The 2871-nt window shown below is 37.8% G+C and carries 1 protein-coding gene; it reads right to left on the reverse strand.

Annotated features, from left to right (window positions below; all coding sequences use genetic code 11):
- Positions 1–2871 (reverse strand): beta strand repeat-containing protein (locus CVS97_RS09205; RefSeq protein ID WP_159071357.1); only part of this gene is annotated, 2871 nt, incomplete at both ends.

Consider the following 2871-nt stretch of genomic DNA (forward strand, 5'->3'; position numbering starts at 1 on the left):
ATTTTTAACATGACTAAAGTCTATACTATTGTCAGCTACTTTTAATGTATCAAATCCAGCTCCGCCGTCGATAGTCGTATTAATTAGTGTTGCGCCTTTTTCAACTATGATAGTATCGTTACCAGTCGTTAAACCATCTATGCTATCACCATATATAGAAGAATTTTCAAATCTAGCTCCAGCTTTGATATGGATTGTATCATTACCAGCATCACCCTCTACTTTAGCATTATCAAATTTTCCAGAGTTGACGAAAATTGTATCATTTCCTGCTCCGCCGTGTATGCCGGCATTATGATTACCTGCATTTTCGCCTTTAAATTCTGCTCCATTAACATTTATTATATCGTCACCAGCATCTGCATACACATTAGCTTGATTAAATTTGGCTCCGCTTTCTAGAGTTATAGTATCTACACCGTTTCCAGCAGCTATATAAGAGAAGTCTTGGAATATAGTGCCATTATTTATAGTGATTGTATCGTTGCCATTACCAGTATCTATAGCAGATAGGTTACCATCGGCAAGTTTTAAGAACGTAGTATTTGTAACTTCTACCGTATCGTTGCCATCACCGGTATTTAAAGCAGAACTTTGAAAGGTTGTGCGAGCATCGTCAGGGTTGCGGTTAATAGTTATAGTATCGTTGCCTTCTGAAGTATTTATAGTGTTATAGTTAAATATTGTTCCTTCTTCGATATCAACATCATCGTCGCCTTTATCCGTATCAACTACCGCATGCGTTAAAGTAGAATTGTTAATCACCACGTGATCTTTGTCGGCACCGGTATTTATAGCTGTTTTTTCGGTAGCTGTACCATTAAGTTTAGAATCCCTAATTTCTACGTCGTCTTCGCCCGCACCGGTATTTATGCTATTTTCGCCTTCCATTAAAGAGTCACTTTGTATTTGCACCAAATCGTCTTTGCTACCGGTAGTTATCGTAGTCTTTTCGACTTTAGCTTTGTGTATCTGCACATGCTTATGGTCACCGTCACCCATATTTATCTTTACATCGTCAAAATCTGATACTCTATTTGCATAGTTACCGCTATTGCCTAGACCGCTTAGTAGTACAGTATCTCGGCCGTTGCCCGTATTTATCTCGGTTTTAGTCGCAATAGGTTTTGAATAAGGCTGAGTCGGATCCGAAGCATAATCTGCACTATGATGTTCAAACGTAACTATATCATTGCCTTCTCCGGTTTCCATTTTTACAGAATTTAAAGACGATCCATCAAATACTTGAACGATATCACCGCCGTTTCCGGTATTAATATCGGTATATTTTATATTAGAGTCTTTGATAGTTATCATATCAGTATCGTCACCAGTATCTATTCCTATGGTATTATATTCATCTTCACCCTCTACTGTAGAGTTATTTATATTTATTTCGTCTTCACCGGCATTAGTACTTATACTAGAACCTAGTCCCTCAACTTTTGAACCGCTGTTTATATTTATGATATCTTTACCATCTCCAGTGTCTATGTAAGATTCTTTAAATACTGCATTATTAGTTAATGTTATTTCATTGCCGCCATTGCCGTTTACTATACTACCGCTATCCATAGTAGCATCGTTTATAGTTACTTTATTTAGGCCTTCTCCTAATTTCATTTTGACACTGGTTAGCTCAGCTTTATCGCTCACATTTACGATGTCATCTCCAGCTCCAGTGCTAATACTAGATCTCCTACCTTCCAGTGATTTTTTTAGATCGGTCTTAATATTGATCGTACTTTTTGTACCAGCATCTTCCGCTACGATTTCAACGCCCGTAGTAGTAGCTCCTTTTTCAAAATTTATCGTATTTTCTTTGGCTACCACTTCTATTTTAGCATTAGACATAAATGCTCCGTTTTTCACGTTTAGCTCAGAAGTATTACCTTGTTCTCCTTTATCTAAAGGACTAGCAGACTTACCCATATGTATAGTAGCCCATTCAGATCGGGCACCGTGAATGTTAGCTCCAGAATTTACGTTTACAGTGTCATTGCCGCTTCCGCTTCTAATTATGGTACCTTTTTTTAGCTCGGCTCCAGAATTTACGTTTATAATGTCATTGCCGCTTCCACCGTCTATCACACTAACTCTCTCATCGGTTACATCAAACGAAGCGTTTTCAATATTTATTACATCATTATCGGCACCGGTCATTAAGATAGATCCTTTAAAATTAATCTTATCTGCAGCAGTTCCTTTTAAATTTACGATTTCACTTCCAGCGCCCATATTTATTATGGTATTAGTTAAAGTGACACCAGGAGCTATATTTAAGTTGTCCGAACTTGAACCGGTGCTTATATAAGATTGACCGCCTATGTATTCATGAGTAAACGGATCTATTTCATAAGTACCGGTACCTGTTACGTCAGAAGTTATATTGATCTCGTCGCCCTTTACGCTGCTATAAATTTTAGTATCTATATTAACACCATCTGAAGTAATCTTGCTTCCATTATCTCCGCCAAATACGCTAAGATCGCTTGAAGGGTTTACTATTTTGGCCACATCTCCAGTATGATTTGCCGAATTAGCACTACTTGTTAATACCAAGTCTTTAGCATTATCTTGACCAATAGCTAGCTTGCCGTCATTACTTTTAAACCAGCCGTCTTGAAAGGTAAATGTATTTACTCCAGCGTTAGGAACTAGATAATCCCTACCGTCTATCCATCTAACTATACTATAGCCATTCAAAGTAGATCCGGCATTAGACATATCATTTACTAGACTTCGCATATGAAAAACGAATCCGTCGTTTATATTTTCGTTTAGATATGCTGATAAAGGAATTTTTATACTTCCTGCTGGTAAAGCAGGTCCTGTTGCTTCAGCTCCAGTTCCAGCCCCAACAGCACTTCC

It is taken from the genome of Campylobacter concisus (assembly GCF_003049735.1).
Taxonomy (GTDB): domain Bacteria; phylum Campylobacterota; class Campylobacteria; order Campylobacterales; family Campylobacteraceae; genus Campylobacter_A; species Campylobacter_A concisus_AN.